The 20,506-nt window shown below is 57.0% G+C and carries 21 protein-coding genes and 1 riboswitch; of the genes, 12 read left to right on the forward strand and 9 right to left on the reverse strand.

Annotation, left to right across the window (positions count from 1 at the left end; translation table 11 throughout):
* Nucleotides 1-4: 4 nt before the first annotated feature.
* The 7 genes from hydA to BC777_RS11715 all read left to right on the forward strand — a co-directional run bounded on the left by hydA (nucleotide 5) and on the right by BC777_RS11715 (nucleotide 6,876).
* Nucleotides 5-1,459 carry a dihydropyrimidinase gene (gene hydA, locus BC777_RS11680; protein WP_100368360.1) on the forward strand — a complete coding sequence of 485 codons (1,455 nt, stop codon included), beginning with the start codon at nucleotides 5-7 and terminating at the stop codon, nucleotides 1,457-1,459.
* A gap of 516 nt (nucleotides 1,460-1,975) precedes the next feature.
* Nucleotides 1,976-2,749, forward strand: a complete 774-nt coding sequence (locus tag BC777_RS11690; RefSeq protein WP_100368362.1) for an ABC transporter ATP-binding protein — start codon at nucleotides 1,976-1,978, stop codon at nucleotides 2,747-2,749.
* Between the two features lie 45 nt (nucleotides 2,750-2,794).
* The gene (locus BC777_RS11695) at nucleotides 2,795-3,715 is read left to right on the forward strand and encodes an ABC transporter permease (RefSeq protein ID WP_100368363.1); all 921 of its coding nucleotides are present in this window, start codon (nucleotides 2,795-2,797) and stop codon (nucleotides 3,713-3,715) included.
* Complete coding sequence (locus BC777_RS11700; protein WP_100368364.1) at nucleotides 3,712-4,563, forward strand: ABC transporter permease; 852 nt, start codon at nucleotides 3,712-3,714, stop codon at nucleotides 4,561-4,563. Before BC777_RS11695 ends, BC777_RS11700 begins: the two co-directional genes overlap by 4 nt.
* Before the next feature lie 53 nt (nucleotides 4,564-4,616).
* The gene (locus BC777_RS11705; RefSeq protein ID WP_100368365.1) at nucleotides 4,617-5,606 is read left to right on the forward strand and encodes an ABC transporter substrate-binding protein; all 990 of its coding nucleotides are present in this window, start codon (nucleotides 4,617-4,619) and stop codon (nucleotides 5,604-5,606) included.
* Nucleotides 5,607-5,783: 177 nt separating this feature from the next.
* A complete protein-coding gene (locus BC777_RS11710; RefSeq protein ID WP_100368366.1) occupies nucleotides 5,784-6,272 on the forward strand; it encodes a peptidase associated/transthyretin-like domain-containing protein in 489 nt (162 codons plus the stop codon).
* A complete protein-coding gene (locus BC777_RS11715) occupies nucleotides 6,259-6,876 on the forward strand; it encodes a ferric reductase-like transmembrane domain-containing protein (protein WP_311135474.1) in 618 nt (205 codons plus the stop codon). Before BC777_RS11710 ends, BC777_RS11715 begins: the two co-directional genes overlap by 14 nt.
* Here BC777_RS11715 and BC777_RS11720 read toward each other — a convergent pair.
* Genes BC777_RS11720 through BC777_RS11745 form a run of 6 tightly spaced genes read right to left on the reverse strand, consistent with a single transcriptional unit; the run spans nucleotide 6,873 to nucleotide 12,496 of the window.
* Nucleotides 6,873-7,901: a P1 family peptidase gene (locus BC777_RS11720; protein ID WP_100368368.1), complete on the reverse strand. Its 1,029-nt coding sequence runs from the start codon at nucleotides 7,899-7,901 to the stop codon at nucleotides 6,873-6,875. The two genes, BC777_RS11715 and BC777_RS11720, sit on opposite strands and share 4 nt — an antisense overlap.
* Nucleotides 7,882-8,619: an SDR family oxidoreductase gene (locus BC777_RS11725; protein WP_100368369.1), complete on the reverse strand. Its 738-nt coding sequence runs from the start codon at nucleotides 8,617-8,619 to the stop codon at nucleotides 7,882-7,884. The genes BC777_RS11720 and BC777_RS11725 overlap by 20 nt, the downstream gene beginning before the upstream one ends.
* 40 nt (nucleotides 8,620-8,659) lie before the next feature.
* On the reverse strand, nucleotides 8,660-10,246 hold the full coding sequence (locus BC777_RS11730) for an ABC transporter ATP-binding protein (RefSeq protein ID WP_100368370.1): 1,587 nt from the start codon (nucleotides 10,244-10,246) through the stop codon (nucleotides 8,660-8,662).
* Nucleotides 10,243-11,058, reverse strand: coding sequence for an ABC transporter permease (locus tag BC777_RS11735; protein ID WP_100368371.1), 816 nt, complete (start codon nucleotides 11,056-11,058; stop codon nucleotides 10,243-10,245). The genes BC777_RS11730 and BC777_RS11735 overlap by 4 nt, the downstream gene beginning before the upstream one ends.
* Nucleotides 11,055-11,999: an ABC transporter permease gene (locus BC777_RS11740; RefSeq protein ID WP_100368372.1), complete on the reverse strand. Its 945-nt coding sequence runs from the start codon at nucleotides 11,997-11,999 to the stop codon at nucleotides 11,055-11,057. Before BC777_RS11740 ends, BC777_RS11735 begins: the two co-directional genes overlap by 4 nt.
* Nucleotides 11,996-12,496, reverse strand: coding sequence for a GNAT family N-acetyltransferase (locus BC777_RS11745; RefSeq protein ID WP_100368373.1), 501 nt, complete (start codon nucleotides 12,494-12,496; stop codon nucleotides 11,996-11,998). Before BC777_RS11745 ends, BC777_RS11740 begins: the two co-directional genes overlap by 4 nt.
* A 43-nt stretch (nucleotides 12,497-12,539) precedes the next feature.
* A riboswitch (FMN riboswitch) is annotated at nucleotides 12,540-12,683 on the forward strand.
* 79 nt (nucleotides 12,684-12,762) lie between these two features.
* Between BC777_RS11745 and BC777_RS11750 the strand changes: the two genes are divergently transcribed.
* A complete protein-coding gene (locus BC777_RS11750; RefSeq protein WP_100368374.1) occupies nucleotides 12,763-13,203 on the forward strand; it encodes a 6,7-dimethyl-8-ribityllumazine synthase in 441 nt (146 codons plus the stop codon).
* Nucleotides 13,204-13,235: 32 nt separating this feature from the next.
* Here the strand turns inward: BC777_RS11750 and BC777_RS11755 are convergent, their stop codons facing one another.
* Nucleotides 13,236-14,711 (reverse strand): ABC transporter substrate-binding protein, encoded by a 1,476-nt coding sequence (locus tag BC777_RS11755; RefSeq protein ID WP_100368375.1) that lies wholly within the window; start codon nucleotides 14,709-14,711, stop codon nucleotides 13,236-13,238.
* A 238-nt stretch (nucleotides 14,712-14,949) separates the two neighbouring features.
* On the opposite strand from BC777_RS11755, the gene BC777_RS11760 reads away from it, so the two are divergent.
* From BC777_RS11760 to BC777_RS11775, 4 genes are all read left to right on the forward strand, one after another.
* Nucleotides 14,950-15,807 carry a hypothetical protein gene (locus BC777_RS11760; RefSeq protein WP_168769151.1) on the forward strand — a complete coding sequence of 286 codons (858 nt, stop codon included), beginning with the start codon at nucleotides 14,950-14,952 and terminating at the stop codon, nucleotides 15,805-15,807.
* A 143-nt stretch (nucleotides 15,808-15,950) separates the two neighbouring features.
* The gene (gene panB, locus BC777_RS11765; protein ID WP_100368377.1) at nucleotides 15,951-16,778 is read left to right on the forward strand and encodes a 3-methyl-2-oxobutanoate hydroxymethyltransferase; all 828 of its coding nucleotides are present in this window, start codon (nucleotides 15,951-15,953) and stop codon (nucleotides 16,776-16,778) included.
* On the forward strand, nucleotides 16,775-17,617 hold the full coding sequence (gene panC / locus BC777_RS11770) for a pantoate--beta-alanine ligase (RefSeq protein ID WP_100368378.1): 843 nt from the start codon (nucleotides 16,775-16,777) through the stop codon (nucleotides 17,615-17,617). The genes panB and panC overlap by 4 nt, the downstream gene beginning before the upstream one ends.
* A gap of 165 nt (nucleotides 17,618-17,782) precedes the next feature.
* Nucleotides 17,783-18,895, forward strand: coding sequence for a DUF4240 domain-containing protein (locus tag BC777_RS11775; RefSeq protein WP_100368379.1), 1,113 nt, complete (start codon nucleotides 17,783-17,785; stop codon nucleotides 18,893-18,895).
* 435 nt (nucleotides 18,896-19,330) lie between these two features.
* Here the strand turns inward: BC777_RS11775 and BC777_RS19550 are convergent, their stop codons facing one another.
* Together BC777_RS19550 and BC777_RS11785 are read right to left on the reverse strand one after the other, a co-directional pair.
* Nucleotides 19,331-19,858 (reverse strand): alpha/beta fold hydrolase, encoded by a 528-nt coding sequence (locus BC777_RS19550; RefSeq protein WP_245834325.1) that lies wholly within the window; start codon nucleotides 19,856-19,858, stop codon nucleotides 19,331-19,333.
* Between the two features lie 162 nt (nucleotides 19,859-20,020).
* Nucleotides 20,021-20,428, reverse strand: coding sequence for a RidA family protein (locus BC777_RS11785; RefSeq protein ID WP_100368380.1), 408 nt, complete (start codon nucleotides 20,426-20,428; stop codon nucleotides 20,021-20,023).
* Between the last annotated feature and the right edge of the window lie 78 nt (nucleotides 20,429-20,506).

Consider the following 20,506-nt stretch of genomic DNA (forward strand, 5'->3'; position numbering starts at 1 on the left):
CCAAATGACCAAAGTTATCAAGAACGGCACGATTGTTACCCACGATCTGACTTATGAAGCGGACGTCCTGATCGACGGCGGCACCATTATCGAAATCGGCCCGAACCTGAAGGGCGAAGAAGAGCTGGACGCGACAGGTTGCTACGTTATGCCCGGTGGTATTGACCCCCATGTGCATCTCGAAATGCCGTTCATGGGTACCTATTCCAGCGATGATTTCGAAAGTGGCACGCGTGCGGGCCTCGCCGGTGGCACCACGATGGTCGTCGATTTCTGCCTGCCCAATCAGGGCGAAAGCCTGCTGGATGCGATCAAGCGGTGGGACAATAAATCGACCCGTGCGAACTGTGATTATTCCTTCCACATGGCTGTCACTTGGTGGGGTGAGCAGGTCTTCAACGACATGGAAACGGTCGTGAAGGACAAGGGGATCAACACCTTCAAACACTTCCTGGCCTACAAGGGCGCGCTGATGGTGAATGATGATGAGCTATTCTCATCCTTCAACCGCCTATCCGAACTGGGCGCTATCGCCATGGTCCATGCCGAGAATGGCGATGTCGTGGCCGAGATGACAGCGAAACTGCTGGCCGAAGGCAACACCGGCCCCGAAGGCCACGCCTATTCCCGCCCTTCACAGGTTGAAGGCGAGGCGACCAACCGCGCGATCATGATCGCCGATATGGCAGGCGTACCGCTTTACGTGGTCCATACCTCTTGCGAGGAGGCGCATGAGGCGATCCGCCGGGCGCGCCAGCAAGGCAAGCGGGTTTGGGGTGAGCCGCTGATCCAGCACCTGACGCTGGACAAGAGTGAGTATTTCAACAAAGATTGGGACCATGCCGCGCGCCGCGTGATGTCGCCACCGTTCCGCAACAAGCAGCATCAGGATAGCCTTTGGGCAGGGCTGCAAGCGGGGTCGCTGAGCGTTGTGGCCACGGACCACTGCGCCTTTACGACCGAGCAAAAGAGGACGGGTGTTGGTGATTTCTCGAAGATCCCGAATGGTACGGGCGGGCTTGAGGACCGGATGCCGATGCTGTGGACCCATGGGGTTGAAACGGGTCGCCTGACACCGAATGAATTTGTGGCTGTGACCTCGACCAATATCGCGAAGATCCTGAATTGCTATCCCAAGAAGGGGGCCGTTCTTGCGGGGGCCGATGCCGATCTGGTGGTTTGGGATCCCGCAAAAACCAAGACGATCACCGCCGGTACCCAGCAATCGGCCATCGACTATAACGTGTTCGAGGGCAAAGAGGTGAAGGGCCTGCCGCGCTTTACCCTGACGCGGGGCCATGTCGCGATCCATGACGGCGAAGTGCGCACGCAGGAAGGCCATGGCAAGTTCGTGAAACGCGAGGCGAATACGCCGGTGAACAAGGCGCTGTCATCGTGGAAAGAACTGACCGCGCCGCAGCCTGTGCAGCGGACGGGTATTCCGGTAACGGGGGTGTGATGGGGTTGCAGCTTTTTGAGAGTATGCCATCGCCGGACCGGGATGTTGTAGATCGTGTATCAAGAGATCGGGCTGCGTTGCTTCTCCGTAGATTTGCCGCAGGGCAGATCACCAATGACGACTTCGACAATGCTATCCCAATTACTGCGGACCCGGCTATTGGAGCAATTTGGAATACTGCTTGGCTTTTCTATTCAGACTCAACAACACATGCCCTAACGGGTAGAGACCGTCTTCATCCTGACATGAAGCGCGCATGGGTTCGGTGGATATTGTTTCTAGACTCAGATATTCCGTATGAGTGGCCACAAATATCCTATCCAGGGAACGATCCCTATGCATTGGGCGAGGCAAGACTGGATTCATGGTTCCGGTCGATCTTTGTTAGAGAAGACAAGAAAAACTGCCACCGAGAGTTTGAGCAAGCGGGCCACTATCCAGTTTGGCCGTTCATTTCTCAAAAGGACTACCGCAAAGCTTTGAGAAATCCACGAAGGTTGAGAGCAAGAAACTAATATGGCGGTAATACTGGCTAATAGCCTCAATCTCACTTTCCAAACCAACGATGGTCCCGTCCACGCCCTCAAGGATGTGAACCTTGAGATCAACAAGGGTGATTTTGTCTCTTTCATTGGGCCGTCGGGCTGTGGCAAGACGACGTTCTTGCGTTGTATCGCGGGATTGGAGACTCCGACGGGGGGCGACATCTCGGTCAACGGCATGACCCCGGATGAGGCGCGGATGGCCCGCGCTTATGGTTACGTATTTCAGGCGGCGGGGCTTTATCCCTGGCGCACGATTGGTGGCAATATCAAGCTACCATTGGAGATTATGGGGTTTTCCAAGGCCGAGCAGAATGAGCGTGTGGGCCGTGTCCTGGAACTGGTTGATCTGGCCGGGTTTGAAAAGAAGTTTCCTTGGCAGTTGTCGGGCGGGATGCAACAGCGCGCCTCAATTGCCCGTGCGTTGGCATTTGATGCTGATATCTTGCTGATGGACGAACCCTTTGGCGCGCTGGATGAGATTGTGCGCGATCACCTCAATGAGCAGCTGTTGCAGTTGTGGGCGCGCACCGAGAAGACGATTGGGTTTGTGACCCATTCGATCCCGGAGGCGGTGTATTTATCGACCAAGATCGTGGTCATGTCCCCGCGGCCGGGGCGCATCACCGATGTGATTGATAGCCCGCTGCCGAAAGAACGGCCTTTGGATATTCGCGATAGCGCGGAGTTTATCGCAGTGGCGCACCGGGTGCGTGATGGTTTGCGGGCGGGGCATGTGGATGTGTAGGAGCCTCCGGCGGGAGTTTTTGGGCCAAGATGAAGGGGGGAGCGTGTGAAGTCATTGCTGCCCGTTCTGAGCGTTGTCGGGGCGATCCTTTTGTTTTGGGTCGTGTCCGTGGTGCCCATGAATATGCATCTGACGGCGGATTTGGCGCAGCGACAGGATGTTGCGGTCACGCCTGATACGCCTGTCGCGCGGCAAGACTATTCGGGGATCGGGCTGGCGCTGCGCAATACGCATCTCTTTGGGATGACCTACACGCTGGACCGCCCGCGTTTGCCGTCGCCGCATCAGGTGGCGGTTGAGATGTGGGAAACGATTGCTTTGCGATCCGTTACGTCGCGCCGGTCGCTGGTTTATCATGGGTGGGTGACACTTTCCGCCACGCTACTGGGGTTTGCGATTGGCACGGGGTTGGGCATCTTGCTGGCCGTTGGTATCGTCTACAACCGTGCAATGGATATGAGCGTGATGCCTTGGGCGATTGCCAGCCAGACGATCCCGATTTTGGCGTTGGCCCCGATGATTATCGTGATGCTGGGGTCGATTGGGATACAGGGGCTGTTTCCCAAGGCGGTGATCAGCGCTTACCTGAGTTTCTTTCCTGTGGTCGTCGGCATGGTAAAGGGGCTGCGGAGCCCGGATGCGATGCAGTTGGACCTGCTGCGCACCTATTCGGCCAGCCCCAATCAGGGATTTTGGAAACTGCGGTTGCCTGCATCGGTGCCGTATCTGTTTGCGTCGCTCAAGATTGGGATTTCGGCGTCCTTGGTCGGGGCGATTGTGGCTGAATTGCCCACTGGTGCGCGGGCGGGGTTTGGTGCGCGGATGCTTGTGGGCGATCAATATGGCCAACCCATGGTGACATGGGCCGCGCTTTTTGCCGCCGCGCTTACGGCGGCGGCATTGGTTGGGCTCTTTAGCTTGATCGAACGCTGGACCTTGCGCCGCATGGGGATGCAGGCGACATGACCGGAACTGCGATCATCAGTGCTTTGGCGGTCTGGGGGGCAGGTTGGTTTGTCAATGCGCGGCTGGCCAATAGCGATGCGGCGCAGAGCCGTTTGGTCAAGCTTTTGATACCGGTAATTTTTGGCCTGACGATCCTGATCATGTGGGAACTGCTAGTGCGGTTGCTTGAGGTCAGCCCCGTGATCTTGCCACCGCCGACGATGATTGCAGAGCGTTTCGCCAATGAGTTGCCGACGCTTTGGGCGGATTTTGAGCAGACGATCATCAAGGGGGCCATGACCGGCTATATCATCGGAATGGTCGCGGCCTTTGCCGTGGCCATATTGGCCGACAGGTCTGATTTTCTGACGCGAGGTATTCTGCCCGTTGGTGGTTTCATGGCGGCGCTGCCGATCGTGGGCACAGCGCCGATCTTTGTGCGTTGGCTGGGCAGTGATTGGCACTCCAAGGCGGCGGTTGTTGCCGTGATGGTGTTCTTTCCGATCCTTGTGAATACAGTGGCAGGTTTACGTGATACAACGGTGATGCAGCGCGACCTGATGCGGACCTATGGTGCGGGATACTGGCCGACGCTGTTCAAATTGCGCCTGCCTGCTGCAATGCCTTTTATTTTCAATGGGCTTAAGATTGCGACCACTTTGGCGCTGATCGGGGCCATTGTTGCTGAATTTTTCGGCTCTCCCACTGTGGGTATGGGCTTTCGTATCTCCACTTCGGTGGGGCGGCTTGCACTTGATATGGTGTGGGCTGAGATTGTTGTCGCGGCAATTGCGGGGAGCGCGCTTTATGGGCTGGTGGCATGGATCGAGGGGCGGGTGACATTCTGGCACCCATCGCAACACAAGTAACGGGATTGAGCCCCGCTAAGAGGGCAAAATAAACTGACTAGGAGGTCAAGAATATGAAGAAGTTAATGATGGCGGCAGCCCTTGCCGCAGGACTGGGCGGGGCTGCATACGCGGATGAAGCCAATGATGTGACACTGCAATTGCAGTGGGTCACGCAGTCGCAGTTCGCAGGCTACTATGTGGCGCTTGAAAACGGGTACTATGAAGCGGAAGGGTTGAATGTCACGATCCTGCCAGGTGGCCCTGACATCGCACCGCCACAGGTGCTGGCTGGCGGCGGCGCGGATGCGATGCTGAACTGGATGCCATCAGCACTGGCCGCGCGCGAGCGTGGTTTGCCTGTTGTGAATATCGCCCAGCCGTTCAAGACATCCGGCCTGATGCTGACCTGCTGGAAAGACACCGGCATCGAGAGCGTGGAAGACTTTCGCGGCAAGACCATCGGCGTTTGGTTCTTTGGCAATGAATATCCCTTCCTCAGCTGGATGAGTCAGGCGGGCATTCCGACAGATGGTAGCGAAGACGGTGTTGAGGTTCTGCGGCAGGGCTTTAACGTCGATCCCCTTTTGAACCGCGAGGCCGACTGCATTTCGACCATGACCTACAACGAATATGGTCAGGTGCTAGATGCCGGTGTGTCCGAAGATGAACTGGTGACATTCAAGTACGAGGATCAGGGTGTCGCGACCCTTGAGGATGGCATCTACGTGCTGGAAGAGAACCTCGAAGATCCGGTGTTTGTTGATAAGATGGTGCGCTTTGTCCGCGCTTCGATGGAAGGCTGGAAATGGGCTGAAGCGAACCCCGAGGCAGCGGCTGGCATCGTGCTGGACTATGATGAAACCGGCGCACAGGGTGAGGCCGCGCAAATCCGCATGATGGGTGAGGTGGCCAAGCTGACTGCGGGGTCGGATGGATCGCTTGATCCGGCAGATTTCCAGCGCACTGTAGATACGCTGCTTGCCGGGGGCTCGGATCCGGTTATTTCCCAACAGCCAGAGGGTGCTTGGACCAGCGTGATTACGGATCAGGCGCTGAACTAAGCATATTACAGACGTAAAAGAGGGCCCTGGTAGAAATGCCGGGGCCTTTGCCTATTTGCGTGGCGCTTCACAAAGGTTTGACGATGGGTGGGGCATGTGACCTGCGACCGCATCTCGGAATCGCAAGCGGACGTGCTATATGCAACACATGCCTAATAGCAGATGCGGAGATTTCACATGAAGACTTCACCGATGACCAGACGCGCGGCACTTGCCTTGGGTGGTGCCGCTGTTTTGACACCGGCCTCGGGGCTGTTACGCCCGGCGCAGGCTGCCGGATTGGCGGCGACACCAACCATGCGCGGTGGGTCGAATAACTATCGCCCCGATGCCCCGATTGTAGAGCGTATCGGCGGCGGCGGCTTTTGGATGACGGGTACGGTACGCCGTGCCGGTGACGGCGCGCCATTGGAAGGTCAGCGCATTCAGATGTGGGCGCATACGACCGAAGGGCATGAGCGCGATGCGCATAGCCACGGAGCCACGTTGACGGATGCGAATGGGGTATTCCGGATGGATATGCCACAGATCGTGCCTGCGTTTGGGCAGGCGCATGGGCATTTGGCGTATGACAGCCCAGAATTTAAGACCGTGTTCCTGCGTCCGCTGTTGGCCAGCCCGAGTGACACCACCCTGAACGTCGAATTTGTGCTTGAACCTGCGTAGCCGCCTGCGCACCGTCCTAATTTGGGGTGCTCTCGTCTCTGCGGTCCTCGTGCCTATTCTTGCGGCGGCGGCCAGCCCTCTGCTGCAATGGCGTGAGCCGATTTACATCGTTGCAGGGTTTGCGGGTATCCTTGGTATGTGCTTGATGCTGGTACAGCCGCTTTTGGCAATTGGCGTGATGCCGGGGGTGCCCTTGCAAACCAGCCGAAAGGTGCATCGCTATGGCGGCGCTGCCCTTGTCTTTGCGGTTGTCCTGCATGTCGCAGGTCTTTGGGTGACCAGCCCACCTGATGTGATTGATGTGCTATTGTTCCGGTCACCAACGCCCTTTGCGATCTGGGGCGCCTTGGCGATGTGGGCAGTCTTTGGCGCGGCTATGCTGGCCTTGTTGCGCCCGCGCCTGCCTTTGCGGCTGTGGCGTTGGGGTCATACGGCGCTTGTGACGCTGGCGGTGGTTGGCACCATTGTGCATGCCGTACAGATCATCGGCGCGATGGAGCCTGTGACAAAGGCGCTGCTGTCGCTAGCAGTTGCCGCCGCTTTGCTCACCGCTATTGCACGACGCAAAGTTTGGGCTATGGGCCTGCGTGCGCGGCGAAGCTAGCCCAGGCCATTCATATCTTTGTAGGTTGGCAAAAGATCACCGGGTGCTGGCGTTGCGTCGTAAACCCCGCGTCCGATGGCGCGGCTAAGGCAGACCGCACCGGCAGCCGCAATGTCGCGGAACCGCGTCTGATCGACGGTCGCCCCTTCACCTGTCGCCACAGCAAATACCAAATCACCATCCAGGGGCGTATGTGAAGGTACAATCGCCCGCGCCATTCCATCATGCGCTGTCACAGCAAGCCGGTGGCATTGCGTTTTGGTCAGCGGTGCATCTGTGGCAACAATGGCGATCGTTGTGTTGGCCCCTTCGGTTGCGTGCAGCATCATGGCCTTTTCTTTGCGGCTTGGCTCTGGGCTAACGTTACAGCTGCTTGTGTCTGGGCCGATGTCGCCAAACTCTGCATCCATCTCAAACGGTGCAGCCCAGAAATGCCGGTCCCCTGGTGTTGTCACGCTGCCAAGTGCGTTCACGACAACAAGCGCGCCTATCGTGGTCCCATCCGGCAGAACCATCGAGGCTGACCCCAAACCGCCCTTTTGCATCGCGGTCATTGCACCCATTCCCGCACCCGCTGAGCCGGTTGCAAACTGCTCAGACGCGCTTTGCAGCGCGTTTCGCCCCAGCGCACGGTAGGGGTTTTCATCCCAATCCTTGGCACCGCCATTGATCAGATCAAAGATGATCGCACCCGGCACAATGGGGATATTCATCGCCCCCACCGGAAACCCCCGCCCCATCGCGCGCAGCCCGTCCATGACACCAGAACAAGCATCAAGCCCAAAAGCAGAGCCGCCTGACAGGACCAGAGCATCTACCTGTTGGACGGTCTTGTCTGGCGCAAGAAGATCGGATTCCTTTGTGCCCGGCGCACCACCCATGACATGCACGCTGGCTGTAAAGGGCCTGTCACCCACCAGCACCGTCGTGCCCGTCTTGATATGCTCATCCTGCGCATTGCCAACCCGCAAACCAGCCACATCGGTGATCAGATTACGCGGTCCTTTAGATGCAGCGGCCACCATCCACCTCCATTGCCACACCGGTGATCATGCTGGCCTCGTCCGAGCAGAGGAAACAGGCGGCGTTGCCCATATCCTCTGGCGTAGAAAAGCGCCCCAGTGGGATTGTTGACAGGAACTTGGCCCGCATCTCTGGCGTATCCTCGCCCATGAAAGACTGCAGCAAGGGCGTGTCACCCGCGACGGGGTTGATCGCATTCACGCGGATGCCGTTCGGTGCCAATTCCACTGCCATCGTCTTGGTTGCGGTTATCATCCAACCCTTAGAGGCATTGTACCAATTCAAACGGGGCCGGGGCGAAACACCGGCCGTGGAGGCGACGTTCAAAACAACCCCGGTGCTGCGTTTTTTGAAGTGAGGGATAAAGGCCTGCGCCATGAGGAAAACAGACTTCATATTCACGTTATAGACGCGGTCAAAGTCTTCTTCTGTCACATCCTCTAGTTGGTTGGGGAGATGCGTGACGCCTGCATTATTCACAAGGATGTCAAGCGGACCTTCAGAAAGGACGGTTTTGGCAAGGTTAGACACTGATTTCCCGTTGGACACGTCACACGCCACCGCGGTCCCGGCGACCTCATCCGCAATCTCCTGCGCGCCGTCCAGATTGATATCCACAACAAAAACATGCGCCCCCTCGGCCGCAAATTTACGTGCAATACCTGCGCCAAAGCCCGACCCGGCTCCGGTCACGATGGCTGTTTTGTTTTGCAGTCGCATGACACCCCTCCTTGTTGTCAGAAACGTAGCAACCCTTCGATCAGACCACCATGCCCAAGGTGGGCAACTGGGGTGCAGCCGCGATGAGGGATTGGGTGTAAGGGTGCTGAGGATTGGCAAAAACAGTCTCTGTTTCACCTTGTTCGACGATTTTTCCGGCCTGCATGACAATCACACGGTCCGTGACCGTGCGCACCACTGACAGGTCATGACTGATAAAGAGATAGGCCAAGGGCCGTTTGCGACAGAGATCCGCGATCAGATCAAGCACTTGGGCGCGGACGGACACATCAAGGGCCGACACGGCCTCGTCAAAGATGATCAGTTCAGGCGCAATGATCAGGGCGCGCGCGATGGCAATACGCTGGCGCTGGCCCCCAGAAAATTCGTGAATGTATTTGCCTGCATCATCGGATGAAAGGCCAACATCCTCTAGCGCCTTGGTCATCGCATCCCTGCGTGCTTGGCCGGTTGGCGGGGTTTCAAGCAGATGGAATGGTTCCGTGATCAACCGGTCAACGCGGTGGCGGGGGTTAAAGCTGCTATAGGGGTCTTGGAAGACGACCTGCATTTTGCGCCGCACCGCAAGGTTGGGATGCTTGCCCGTGAAAACGGGTTCGCCATCCAGCGTGATTTGGCCGCCTTGCACATCCTCCAGCCCCAAAATTGCCCGCGTTAGGGTCGATTTCCCGCAACCGCTTTCGCCAACCAGCCCGACCCGTTCGCCCTGATTGATCTGAAAGCTGATATCGTGCAGCGCGCGGAACGACGGGCGGGGGCCAAGAAGCGTTTGGCGTGCCATCGGATAGTCGCGGTGTACGTTTTTCACGTTCAGCATAGGGGCAGACTGCGTTGCTTCAGGCAGGCAAACTGCGTGTGTTGACGCCTCGAAAAGGGCCTTGGTGTATGGGTGCTCCATATTGGCTAACAGAGCTTGCGTTTGGCCGGTCTCTACCACCCGGCCCTTTTGCATGACGACGATTTTGTCCGCGATATCTGCAACAACGGCCAGGTCGTGGGTAATCAGAAGCAGCCCCATGTGAAATTCGCGCACAAGGTCACGCAGCAGATCGAGAATGCGCGATTGTGTCGTGACGTCGAGTGCGGTTGTCGGTTCATCAGCGATCAACAGCTTGGGCCGCAGGGCAATGGCCATGGCGATCACCACGCGCTGGCGTTGACCGCCAGAGAGTTCGTGGGGATAGCGTGTTGGCGCGACTTTGAGACCAACCCGTTGCAGCATGGCAGCGGCGCGCTTGCGGGCTGCCGTTTTGGTGGTCTTTTCGTGGATCAGAATGGTTTCAGCGACCTGATCTCCGATAGTTTGCACCGGGTTAAGGGCGGTCATGGGTTCCTGAAAGACCATACCCATCGTGTTGCCTCGCATTTTGCAAAGGTCTGGTTCGGTGGTTTGCAGAATGTCGGTTCCGTCCAAAAGAACCTCGCCTCTTGGTGCTGATCCGCGTGGCAAAAGCCCCATGACAGCAAGCGCGGTTATTGATTTACCCGAGCCGCTTTCACCGGTGATCGCGACGATCTCACCTTTCTGCATCGACAGGTCGATGGTGTGCAGGATTTCCGTCTCACCGATGGTCAGTGACAGATCTTTGATCGCAAGCAGGCTCATGTCCGTGCCACCCGGATGCGCGGGTCGAGCCAATCGCGCAACCCATCGCCCATCAGGTTCAGACCAAGGACCATCAGTAAGATCGCGAAGCCGGGTATAAGTGCTGTGTGTGGCGCGATGCTGACCAGCGTTTGTGCATCCGCCAACATACGTCCCCAACTGGCGGTTGGAGGTTGGGCGCCAAGGCCGATGTAGGACAAGGCCGCCTCAGCAAGGATTCCAAGCGAAAACTGGATCGTGCCTTGAACAATCATCAGGTTGGTGATGTTGGGCAGGATGTGTTCGATGGATATGCGTGTCGCCGATTTACCGCAGACGCGGGCGGCAAGGATGAAATCACGCTCCCACAGGGGCAGTGCCGCACCGCGTGTCAGCCGGGCGAAAACGGGGATGTTGAAGATGCCGATGGCGATAATGGCGTTAATGGCAGAGGCGCCAAAGACCGCCGTTATCAGGATGGCGATGACCAGCGAAGGGAAGGCGAAGACAAGGTCGTTGCCGCGCATAATCAGCTCATCCAGTAGCGATCCGTGACGTGCCGCCGCGATTAATCCCAACGGGATGCCGAGCGCCATGCCGATGCCGACGGCGACCAAAGCAACGGCGATGGAGGTGCGCGCGCCCATCATGATCATCGACAGGATATCGCGGCCGAAGTGATCGGTGCCTAGCAGGTTTGTGGCGTTGGGGGCTTGCAGCTTGTTGGGGATGTCGAGGGTTTCGATATCAGCAGGGGTCCAGACGAAAGATACCGCTGCCAGCGCGATGAACACCAGCGTCAGCGCAGTGCCGATGATCAGATTACGGCTCATGCCTTTGTCCTCAGCCGTGGATCGACAGCGGCATAGGCCAGATCGACGAGGAAGTTCACCATGATCACGGTAAAGACCAGCAGCATGACCACGCTTTCCACGACAATCAGGTCCCGCGCGCTGATGGATTGGAAGATGAGGCGGCCTAAGCCGGGCAGGAAAAACACCTGTTCGATGATGATCCCGCCCGCGAGCAGGAAGGAGAATTGTAGGCCGATGATGGTCAGTACCGGGATCAGCGCGTTGCGCACCGCGTGTTTCCATAGCGCTTGGCGGCGCGACAGGCCCTTCGCGCGGGCGGTGCGGATGAAGTCTTCCCCCAGCATATCGAGCAGAGACGAACGCATGACGCGGGCGAGGATCGCTGCCTGCGGCAGGGCGAGTGCGATGGCGGGTAGGGTCAGGGATTTGATGGCTTGGAATGGGTTGTCCCACCCAGGAAACCCACCTGCCGAGAACCAGCGCAGGTTGATCGCGAAGATCAGCACGAGAATCATCGCGAACCAGAAATTCGGAATCGCAACGCCCAGTTGCGTGGCCCCCATAATAGTGATGTCACCTGCGCCGCCACGGCGGCTGGCGGCATAGATGCCTGCGGGGAAGGCGATGAGGGTTGAGAGGATGAGCGCGTAGATGGCTAAGGGGAGTGAAACCCAGATACGATCGTTGATCAGTTCAGATACAGGGGTTTTATAGGTCCATGATTGGCCAAAATCGCCACGCAACAATCCTGTGATCCAGTCCAGATACCGGGTGACCAACGGCTGATCGAGACCCATTTCGGCACGGAGCGCTGCAATCGTATCGGGCCGCGCGTTGACGCCCAGCATAAAGGCTGCCGGATCGCCGGGGATCACCTCGATCACGCCAAAAATCACGACGGAGGCGACGATCAGGCTGATGATCAGAGAGGTGAGGCGGCCCAGCGCATAGCGGGTCATGGGTGATCTTCTTCCAAGGCTTCGGCGAAGTTGATCTCGCCTTTGGGAACTGTGCCATCGAAGGAAATGAACAAAATGTATTTGGGGTTCAGGCCGCTGTAGGTCAACGCGTGGTCGTTCGAGAACCCCATCGGGCGATAAACATCAGGGTTCCCGGTCAGAACACATCCAGCCGCACCCAGCTTGCGCAACATATCAAGGCCAGTATGTGCCAACTTGGACCCTAACCCTTGCCTTTGCCTATCGGCACGCACCGAGATGGGACCAAGCCCGTACCACGCGCCTTCGGCGTTACTGATTTTGGCCGGAGAGAAAGCGACATGGCCGATGATCCCGTCCTGGTCGGCTACCAAAGACAGCGTTAGGTCACCGTCCTCGCGCAGTTGATTGACGATATCCGGTTCGCTGCCGTCGCTAAAGGACATCGGCGCGAATGCATCGCGTGTCAGCGCATAGATTGCTTGATGATCTGCGTCAGTTTCTAACCTTATAATCATGCAGTCACCCTCTTGCCGTGTCGCCTGCGAGGTGTCAGAACAAACGCATTCTCAGGGCGGGGCGGAATTCCCCACCGGCGGTATGTGTTTAACGCACGAGCCCGCGAGCGCCTTTCATGCGAAAGGGTCAGCAGATCAGGTGAGACGCCTGAGCCGACGGTCATAGTCCGGATGAAAGAGAATGCGGAGCGTTGTGTGCCTGTAGGGTGCGCTGCGTGCCGTGTGATGCCTTGGGTGACGTGTCGAAACCAAAAGGAGATCACAGTATGACACTTCCCCAGTTTGCATTCATCAAAGCGGGTTGGCATGCCGATATTGTGGATCGCGCGCTTGATGGATTTTTGAGTGAAATATCTGCCGACCAAGTGACTGTCTACGACGTCCCCGGCGCGTTCGAGATGCCAATGCTGGCGCAAAAGCTGGCGTTGACGGGCAAGTTCGATGCAATTGCTTGTGCCGCCTTGGTCGTTGATGGCGGAATTTACCGGCATGATTTTGTGGCCAGTGCTGTCGTTGATGGATTGATGCGCGTCGGGCTGGATACCCAGGTACCGGTGCTGTCGGTCAGCCTGACGCCGCATCAGTTTCAGGAAACCGATCACCATATGACGATCTTCCGGAAACATTTTGTGCAAAAGGGTGCAGAGGCGGCGCAGGCCGCCAAGGCCTTGGTTGATATCAACGGTGTCAAAGCGCGCGCAGCATAACGGGCTACCCCCAATATAACGGGGGCATTCCCCTAGTTGCTCCAGCTGACGCCAGTCAGATCAACGGCGGCTGTCGGCTGATTGACCCAAAGCCCTGTAATCTCGGCCTTGGCCACTGTCGCAATTGCCAGTTCAAAGAGGTATCCATTGACATAATCCTCAGAAATGATGGCTTGCGCCTGCGCGAGCAAGTTGCTGCGCATGGCAGGGTCTGTTGTCGCATTTAGGGTCTCCATCAGATCCTGAAAGTCGGGGTTGTCGTATTGAAAGTAGTAGTCGGGGTTGGCGTAGATGCCGATATCCATCGGTTCTGTGTGGCTGACGATGGACAGCCCAAAGTCCTTGTTGGTGAAGACCTCTTCAATCCACTGCGCCCATTCGAGGTTGGTGATTTCAGTCTCAATCCCCACAGCGCGTAACTGGCTGGCGATAATCTCACCCCCGCGTCGGGCATAGGAAGGGGGTGGAAGTTTCAGCGTGGTTGTAAAGCCGTCTGAAAAGCCTGCCTCAGCCAGCAATTCGCGGGCCAGATCGGGATCGTGCTGTGAATTGCCCAGCAAATCGACGTAGTCGGGGTTGTGGGGCGCGAAGTGCGTGCCAATCGGGGTGCCTAGCCCGAACATTGCCCCGTCGATGATCGCTTGGCGGTCAATGGCATGCGCCACAGCCTTGCGCACGCGTATATCGTCAAAAGGGGGCATCATGTTGTTGGTCGACAGGATCGTTTCGCCCTCTGTGTTGCCCACAAGGACCTGAAAGCGGGGGTCTGCCTCAAACTGAGGCAGGTTTTCGGGGGCGGGGAAGCCGATAAAGGCGTCTACATCCTCGGCCATCACAGCAGCGAAGGCGGCGGTCGGGTCTGCGATAAAGCGGAAGGTGGCACTCTCTAATGCAGGCGCTGGCCCCCAGTAGTCAGGATTGCGGGTCAGCTCCAACCGGTCGCCCTGCACCCAGTCGGTGAAGGTGAAAGGGCCGGTGCCGATGGGGTTGGAGGCGATGGTGTCGATACTTTCGGGTGCTACGATGACCGCATCGCCCCAGGCCATGTTGAACAGAAAGCTGCCGTTGGGTTGGTTCAGCGTGATCTGCACGGTCAGCGGGTCAACCACGGTGACGTCTGCGATCCCGTCAAACAGCGCCTTTTGTGCGTTGGTGCTATCTTCGGCCCGCGCCCGATCAAGGCTAAATTTGACGTCCTCGGCATCCATGGTGGTCCCGTCATGGAAGGTGACGCCAGAAGCGAGGTTGAAGGTGTAAACCAGCCCGTCGTCCGAAATATCCCAGCTTTGCGCCAGTCCACGGATAATCGCGCCATCGGCGTCGAAGCGGGTGAGGCCTTCGAAGACATTGGCATAAAGCACGCTATCAATCGCCTGTGCCGCACCGCCGGTGGGATCAAGGTTCGGGGGTTCCAATTGGATTGCCACGGTGATGCTGTCTTGGGCCAATGCGCCAGATGCGCAAAGAACGACAGCAGTGGATGCGGCGAGTTTCTTGATATGATGCATGATGTCCCCCTACTGCTGGGGGAAGTGTTGACGGAATGCGGGCTCAAATCAATAGCTGGAGTGTCATAGATAAAATAGGTCTCTCGCGCAGCGATGCAATCTGAGGGGGATTGCCGCTACGCCAGTTGCATGTCAGCGTGTAAAAAAGAGAGACCCAAGACAAGATGAATTGAGAGGATATGTACTGTTGCTTTCGATAGTTCGGCTTCTGTTGATAGCTTGCGTCTGGATTATGACGATGGTCATGCCAGCCCTGTCACAGGGCCAATGGAATGATGTCTCAGACCGCCTAGACGGTGTTCAAAACTGGGAAGAACTTTGTACGATTGAAGACTGTAGCCAGTTCCCTGAAGGCTACGCGACGCAGGTCATTGGTCCGGAAATCTACTATTTTTCGCACTACTCCATACTCACTGAGAAGCCGCCAGCAGTGTACAGTATTCGCCCCCAGCGGTTTGTTGACCGTGACGTAAGCGGCGAACTAATACGGTCATTTGATTACTCAGACACGATGCGATTGCCATGGTGCTGCTACTATCTGATGTCTTTCTTTGATCTGGGTGAAGACTTCCCAGCTATTGGGAAGTTTGAGCCTAGAGATAAGATTGTATCTGCAACCGTAAAACTTGTTAGTTGGGACGCTGGGGATGGTTCAATCACTTCAATTAGGCGCATGATGCGAATTGATGAACCGTATGGCTCCCCTCCACCTACTTTTGATGAGATTTTTCTAGATGAGCTTGACTCTCTTAACGACGATTTTTGGTTGATTGATTTTCAACCCGCAAGCGCAGACAACATACCGCCTCGATATTTTTTTATTTCGAAACGCAGACTTTTTAATGACCGGTTCATTGCAGGCGGTTGCTATAGAAGATGTAGCTTTTCGACCGTAACCTTTGCGGAAGACGGCGATAATCGCAAAGCACGTTTTAGCGTGAGTGGACTTTGGATAGCTGAGACTGCTGAATTTCACTGCACTGAAGATGGGTCTGGCCGTGTGTGTAACGACGCACCGGAAGCCTTAAACCAGATAGACGAATTTCTTGAGCGGCTCGAATTACTCTTCCAAACGGCTCAGATGAAACCTGGATAAGGAAGATGCGCGTAGGTCGGTCGATCCACTGAGTAATTGGAGAACGGGTGTCAGTGTTTTTGACGTTTCGTCCCTCGCCTCCTTTTCTCTAGAAACACCTCCTCCCTCCTGCTAGGCCCCTGCCACCAAGACTGGAGCCCGCCATGAGTGCCACCGCCAAAAAACGTGCCCCGATGCCTGATGATATTCGCGCAGCCAAGGGCGGCACGCCGCTGGTCAGCCTGACCGCCTATACCACCCCCATGGCGCAGATGATGGATGCGCATTGCGACTTCGTGCTTGTGGGCGACAGCGTGGGGATGGTGCTGCATGGGCTGCCCTCGACCCTTGGGGTGACGATGGAGATGATGATCCTGCATGGGCAGGCCGTCGCGCGGGGGCTGTCGAGTGCAATGATGGTCATTGATATGCCCTTTGGGTCTTATGAGGAAAGCCGCGAGCAGGCGTTTCGTAATGCCGCCCGGTTGATGGCGGAAACGGGGGCCGGGGCTGTAAAGCTGGAAGGCGGTGCCCATATGGCCGAGACGATTGCGTTCCTTGTCGCCCGTGGCATTCCGGTGATGGCGCATATCGGGCTGACGCCGCAGTCGATCAACACGCTGGGTGGTTATAAGGTGCAGGGCCGTGGCGATGCCCGCGATGCGGCATTGGCCGACGCTGACGCGGTGGCGCAGGCGGGGGCTTTTGCCGTGGTATTGGAAAAGGTGCCGCAGAGCTTGGCCGATGAGATCACCGCGCGTATCCCGATCCCCACAATTGGGATTGGTGCGAGTGCGGGATGTGACGGGCAGATTTTGGTCGTTGATGACATGCTGGGCCTTTTCACGGCGTTCAAAGCCAAGTTCGTGAAGCGCTACGCCCATCTGGGCGATGATGGTGCGGCAGCGATTGCAGCCTATGCAGCTGATGTGCGCGCCCGAACTTTCCCGGCGGCAGAACATGTCTTTGCGGATGAGGCTCCGTCGACATGATCGCACCCATTGAACGGCGCTTGGCGGGGCTGCGTCAGCAGACAGCACTTTGGCGTAAAGCCGATGAGACGATAGGCGTGGTCCCCACGATGGGTGCGTTGCATCAGGGGCATCTGTCACTGGCCCGTGCGGCACGCGAGAAATGTGACCGCGTGATCGTCACGATTTTTGTGAACCCCAAGCAGTTTAACGACCCTGATGACCTCAAGAACTATCCGCGGACAGAGGATGAGGACGCACGCAAACTGGAATCCATCGGCGTTGATCTGATCTATGTGCCAGAGCCGGATCAGATTTACCCTGACGGTTTTGCCACCACTGTTTCGGTGGCAGGCCTCACTGATATGCTCTGCGGTGAAAGCCGTCCGGGGCATTTTGATGGGGTGGCAACGGTGGTGTCTAAGCTATTCACACAAACCTCTGCCGATTATGCGTTCTTTGGCGAAAAGGACTATCAACAATTACAGATCGTGCGCCGGATGGCCCGCGATCTGGATTTGCCCGTTGAGGTCGTTGGGTGTCCAACGATCCGCGAAGACGACGGGTTGGCGATGTCTTCCCGCAACCTGCTGCTATCGGATCGGTCACGAGTTTATGCGACAATGTTGGCCGAGGTGATGGAAGATATGCGGCAGAAGTTGCAGGGCGGGGCATCGATGGCCGCTATCTTGCCGGACGCCAAGTCGCGGATCATGACCGCCGGGTTCAACAAGATCGACTATCTGGAACTACGCGACGGCGATGACCTTTCCTTGCTGGAACACAGCAAACCAGACGCACGCCTTTTTGCAGCGGCGTGGCTCGCAGGTGTGCGGTTGATTGATAATATGGCGGTTTAACAAGCGTGGTTGGTTAAGATGTCCGCTTTGCGGGACAAACCGTGCCTTCGCTGCGGTTGCGCCAAAGACCGCTTCGCAAAGATACGCTGGCTCAAAGGACATAGTTTTGGCTGGTTTTCCTATATATAAAATATATAAAAAAGTAGGTTCAACAGGGTCCGTTAAATGCTTTCAAAGGAAATCACCGAACTTCTGCAAATTGAATACCTTGGCTTGTTCGAGGACAATCACCAGTGCATGCAAGTGTTGGCGCTCAAAAGGGACTCCGGCGATGCTGACACGCCGCGCGAGCTGACGCAGGGCCATATCTTCGACTTAAGTCCGGATTTGTTTATCTGGGTGACGCAGCAACACATCAACAACAACACCGCGTATCTGGTTGCAAAAGATGTGATGTCCAACATTTCCACCGCCGGATTGTCGGGCAGTTACGGCGAAATCGTAGATATGTTGGCTGCGGCCGGACATGAACATCGGGCAGCGCAAATCTGGCGAGCCGATGTGGCAAGCCATATCGATGTGTTCCGAGAATTTCTGCGGGCGCGAAAGGCGGTCGACAGGTATAATGGCTTGTCGGAAGCCCAGCGAAAGAAGGCTACGCCAGACAGGTTCCAAAAAGAGATGGCTGAAGACTTTTCGTCGAAGAAGCAGATCGCCCTTGACGCGGTGCACGCATTCGAACGCTGGGCGTCTCGCTACGGCGTTGCCACACTGCACAGCGCACAAATCGAACTCTGGAAAGAAGAGATACAGAGCGAGAAAAAACCCAAGCTGCCCGCGCCTGATAAGTCGCCAATGTCTGAAGAATTATTTTGGGAAATCATCGCGCGCGCGCAACGCGAATCTGAGAGCGAGACGGCGCTGAAGATCGAAGACCATCTTGTCACTTACTCAGGCAAGGCAATTCGAGATGCAGGCAAGATGCTGCAATCATGTCTCGCTGCGGCCCACCGTGAAGACATCTGGGCTCTCGCCTACTTAGTGTGTGACGGGTGCTCAGACGATGCGTTTGAAGATTTCCGCTGTTGGATGGTCCTACGCGGCCAAGCCATGTTTGAAGATATCATCAAGGCCCCCGATCTGTTCGACCCCAAACGCGCAGACGGTGCAAGTTTTGCCGCTGCGGGCAGTGTGATGTCCGCATTCGAGAATGCCTATCTGTCCAGAACCGGCAAGCCACTGATCCTTCCAAAAGGCAAGCGCCCACTCTTGAAGCCCGACCAGGAGAAGTTTGTTGACCTTCTTCCCACGCTCTCGGCCAAGTTGGGGCGCGTCTAGATCGGACAACCGTCCAAAGACTGAACTAGGCAACATTGGTGCAACCAGCAGCATCGGTGACTCTGGGCTCACTGCGAACCTCAGCCGCAAAGTGTTCCGAGGGTAGCAAGGCGGGACAAACAGGACTTTGGATTTTCGACCTTCGCTGACGCAGCATGGGGTCGCAGCTGCAGCGCGCTTTCTGTTGCGATGCAGCGTATTTCACCGAGGCAGTCGTTCACCGGCGCCGATCAGTCCCGAACCCAAACTGCGCTTTCGCTGCTGGCGGCTTGAACCTTCGAGATGTGGGACGAAACTACCGTTCGTGAAAGTCAGATGAATGTCCGCTTCACTATTCTCTAGCTTCGGTAACGAAGCACCTGCAACCTTTCCCCATTTGGCTCGGCACCGAGTTCGCCGACCAAAGACTGCGCCGTCACAGTGGAGCCGCCCTTTCTAGCGCCAGAACCGCATCCGTGACATGCGCTGTTTGGCCATCAGGACCTTTTGCGTCCCGGTGAAATGGTCCCGCGAAAACCTGCTGCCACTCCGCCAAATCAAGGCCGATTTCTGCGAGGCGATCCTCGGCCGTGATCTCTGGTTCACTGGGGTCGCTCCATGACCACGGCGCATAGGTCTGATGCATCGCGATTCCGCGCGCGCAACATAGCGTGCCGCCTCACCGCCACCAGTAGAATGGCCGATGTGGACTGCATTGGTCAGGTCCAGCGTGTTGACCAGTTCCGCAACATCGGCGGCATAGGTGTCCATGTCGTGGCCCAGATCGGTTTGGACAGAGCGTCCGTGTCCGCGGCGGTCATGGGCAATGACGCGATATCCTTTCGAGGCGAAGAACAGCATCTGTTTGTCCCAGTCATCGCTGCTTAACGGCCAGCCGTGGTGGAACACGATGGGTTGGGCGTCTCTCGGACCCCAGTCTTTGTAGAAGATTTCGGTGCCGTCGGTTGTTAGGAAGGTAGACATTTCTTGAGCTCCTTTCAGGTCGATTTGAGGTTGTGCGAACGCGAGGGTTGGCAGGAAGGGTACTGCGGAAGCGGCAGCACTTGTCAGCCGCAACTCCCGTAGGTTCGGTCCGGGTTGGTTTTGGGTGAGTTATGTCATGTATGTGCCTTTGATGGGGGTCCGTCAGGCGGCGACCTGCACGACCATCTCGACCTCAATCTGAAGGTCGGGGCCGGCCAGCGCATCGACACCGATGCCGGTCAGGCTCGGTTGTGCGCCATTGAGGAAGCGTAAGATGCCACCCATGGCGATCTCCTGCGTCTCGTCCCGCAGATCGGTAATGTAGATGCGCATCTGGACGATATCGTCGGTCGTTGCCTGAAGTGCATCCAAAGCCCCCTGCAGGTTCTCAACAACAATTGCAGTCTGCCCGGCCAGCGATGTCGGTACGGGGGCGCTGTCAGCGCGCCAAGCCACCTGACCAGACACGAAAGCCAACGGTCCGGGATGCACGATAGAGATTTGGGAATACCCGACCTTGCCTGCATCCGGCAGGGCGGGCGGATTCATACGATCAATTGAAGCGGACATGTGTTTCTCCTTTCACGTGTTGTCACGTCCAAGAAGTTAGGCGCACCAGACGGCGAATAGGGTTCACTTCAGAAGCGA

This window comes from Yoonia maricola (genome assembly GCF_002797915.1).
GTDB lineage: Bacteria > Pseudomonadota > Alphaproteobacteria > Rhodobacterales > Rhodobacteraceae > Yoonia > Yoonia maricola.

Coding starts and splice junctions, on each gene's coding strand:
- BC777_RS11785 (WP_100368380.1), bottom strand. CDS start 20,428: ATGTCCGCTTCAATTGATCGTATGAATCCGCCCGCCCTGCCGGATGCA.
- BC777_RS11710 (WP_100368366.1), top strand. CDS start 5,784: ATGAAGACTTCACCGATGACCAGACGCGCGGCACTTGCCTTGGGTGGT.
- BC777_RS11700 (WP_100368364.1), top strand. CDS start 3,712: ATGACCGGAACTGCGATCATCAGTGCTTTGGCGGTCTGGGGGGCAGGT.
- BC777_RS11755 (WP_100368375.1), bottom strand. CDS start 14,711: ATGCATCATATCAAGAAACTCGCCGCATCCACTGCTGTCGTTCTTTGC.
- BC777_RS11720 (WP_100368368.1), bottom strand. CDS start 7,901: ATGGTGGCCGCTGCATCTAAAGGACCGCGTAATCTGATCACCGATGTG.
- BC777_RS11730 (WP_100368370.1), bottom strand. CDS start 10,246: ATGAGCCTGCTTGCGATCAAAGATCTGTCACTGACCATCGGTGAGACG.
- BC777_RS11750 (WP_100368374.1), top strand. CDS start 12,763: ATGACACTTCCCCAGTTTGCATTCATCAAAGCGGGTTGGCATGCCGAT.
- BC777_RS11725 (WP_100368369.1), bottom strand. CDS start 8,619: ATGCGACTGCAAAACAAAACAGCCATCGTGACCGGAGCCGGGTCGGGC.
- BC777_RS11740 (WP_100368372.1), bottom strand. CDS start 11,999: ATGACCCGCTATGCGCTGGGCCGCCTCACCTCTCTGATCATCAGCCTG.
- BC777_RS11705 (WP_100368365.1), top strand. CDS start 4,617: ATGAAGAAGTTAATGATGGCGGCAGCCCTTGCCGCAGGACTGGGCGGG.
- hydA (WP_100368360.1), top strand. CDS start 5: ATGACCAAAGTTATCAAGAACGGCACGATTGTTACCCACGATCTGACT.
- BC777_RS11690 (WP_100368362.1), top strand. CDS start 1,976: ATGGCGGTAATACTGGCTAATAGCCTCAATCTCACTTTCCAAACCAAC.
- BC777_RS11745 (WP_100368373.1), bottom strand. CDS start 12,496: ATGATTATAAGGTTAGAAACTGACGCAGATCATCAAGCAATCTATGCG.
- panC (WP_100368378.1), top strand. CDS start 16,775: ATGATCGCACCCATTGAACGGCGCTTGGCGGGGCTGCGTCAGCAGACA.
- BC777_RS11760 (WP_168769151.1), top strand. CDS start 14,950: ATGGTCATGCCAGCCCTGTCACAGGGCCAATGGAATGATGTCTCAGAC.
- BC777_RS11775 (WP_100368379.1), top strand. CDS start 17,783: ATGCTTTCAAAGGAAATCACCGAACTTCTGCAAATTGAATACCTTGGC.
- panB (WP_100368377.1), top strand. CDS start 15,951: ATGAGTGCCACCGCCAAAAAACGTGCCCCGATGCCTGATGATATTCGC.
- BC777_RS19550 (WP_245834325.1), bottom strand. CDS start 19,858: ATGTCTACCTTCCTAACAACCGACGGCACCGAAATCTTCTACAAAGAC.
- BC777_RS11735 (WP_100368371.1), bottom strand. CDS start 11,058: ATGAGCCGTAATCTGATCATCGGCACTGCGCTGACGCTGGTGTTCATC.